Source organism: Bartonella sp. AA81SXKL (genome assembly GCF_042196945.1).
Classification (GTDB): Bacteria; Pseudomonadota; Alphaproteobacteria; order Rhizobiales; family Rhizobiaceae; genus Bartonella.
In genome coordinates this window covers 1-666 of record NZ_JBHIRH010000284.1, presented here as the reverse complement: position 1 = coordinate 666, position 666 = coordinate 1, and the positions used below count along the sequence as shown (strand labels likewise).

Sequence of the window (666 nt, the reverse complement as noted above, 5' to 3'; positions counted from 1 at the left end):
TTCAGTTTCCCCAACTTCTACCAAATGCCCCAAATGAAACATGGCTGTATATTGAGAAACACGTGCTGCCTGTTGCATCGAATGTGTCACAATGACGATTGTATAATCCTTTCGTAATGCATCGATAAGTTCTTCAATACGTGCCGTTGCAATTGGATCAAGAGCCGAACAAGGCTCATCCATCAAAATAACTTCAGGACTAACCGCAATAGCACGCGCAATACACAAGCGCTGTTGCTGCCCTCCCGACAGACTGGTTCCCGCCTCATGAAGACGATCCTTTACTTCTTCAAATAAACCGGCCTGCCTTAAACTCTTTTCAACCACATCATGTAATTCAGCGCGCGATTTGACTAAACCGTGAATGCGTGGACCAGAGGCAACATTTTCAAAAATAGATTTTGGAAAAGGACTGGGTTTTTGAAAAACCATACCAACACGCGCACGCAATTCTACAACATCAATACGCGATTCATAAAGATTTTCCCCATCTAAAGTAATAAGCCCGGTTATTTTAGCGCCTTCAATCGTATCATTCATACGGTTGAAACAACGCAAAAAAGTCGATTTTCCACATCCTGATGGACCAATCAAAGCAATGACTTGATGTTCAGGAATATCAAGGGTAATACCATGAAGTGCTTCTTTGTCTCCATAAGAAACCTT

The 666-nt window shown here is 42.2% G+C and carries 1 protein-coding gene; it reads right to left on the bottom strand.

The window, feature by feature from the left end; genetic code table 11:
- On the bottom strand, nucleotides 1-666 hold a 666-nt coding region (pstB, locus tag ACFINZ_RS11120; RefSeq protein WP_375701547.1), incomplete at both ends, for a phosphate ABC transporter ATP-binding protein PstB.